This is a genomic window from Gordonibacter pamelaeae 7-10-1-b, assembly GCF_000210055.1.
Taxonomy (GTDB): Bacteria; Actinomycetota; Coriobacteriia; order Coriobacteriales; family Eggerthellaceae; genus Gordonibacter; species Gordonibacter pamelaeae.
Map to the genome: position 1 here is coordinate 2,087,667 of NC_021021.1, position 773 is coordinate 2,088,439.

General features: G+C 70.6%; 2 pseudogenes. Both read right to left on the minus strand.

Annotated elements, in window-relative coordinates:
- Positions 1-411 (minus strand): annotated as a pseudogene (locus GPA_RS19165) (cell division protein SepF); the annotation flags it as partial.
- A 144-nt stretch (positions 412-555) separates the two neighbouring features.
- Positions 556-773 (minus strand): annotated as a pseudogene (locus tag GPA_RS19785) (YggS family pyridoxal phosphate-dependent enzyme); the annotation flags it as partial.

A 773-nucleotide genomic window follows, 5' to 3' on the forward strand; every position in this document is an offset into this window, starting at 1 on the left:
CGTGCGCTCGCCCCGGTAGCTGGACGACGTGGACGACACGCGGCGCGGCGGCAGCGGGTCGCGGCGCAGGCTGTCGGGCACCTGGGTATGGGCGCGCACGTCGTCGATGGACACGAGCTTGGGGAAGTCGGAATCCGACGAGGAGCGTGCGCTGCGGCTCCCCCCGCGCGCCGGGCGCGTGGTCACGGGCGCGTACGGATCGTAGCGCGAGGCGGGCGCCCCGTCGTCGTAGCCCGGGCCGTACTCGCCGAACTCGTCGTCGTAGTCGCCGAAGTCGTCCCCGTAGTCATCGAGATACGCGTCGTCGTATCCGCCGCCGTTGCCGGCCGCGTCAGCAAAGCCCAGCTTCGACTTGATGCCGTCGAGCATCCCGCCGCCGTGCTCGGATCGCTTGATTTTGGGCAGCTCCATGTTCACCACCTGCTTCGTTTGGTTCCGGCGGTCGAGCCGCCGCTGCGTTCACCCTGCTGCGTTTTTCCGTCTGTCCTTGCTTCGCGCCGCTCGAGGCGTGCCGGCGCCCATCGGCCCTGTGCGCAGTGCCCCGGCACCCGGGCCTCAAGCCTCGAAGGCATCGTCGAACACGGCCCTTCCGATGCGCACTATGGTAGCGCCCGCGCGCACGGCCTCGCGCCAATCTTCGCTCATGCCCATAGAAAGCCCATCGAACAGGGCCGCTTGCGCGGGATCGAGCCCGGCGCGCAGCTGGGCATACAGGTTCGCGAGGCCCTCGAACACGGCGCGCGCCGCGGCCGGGTCGCCCTGCGGCGCCATGG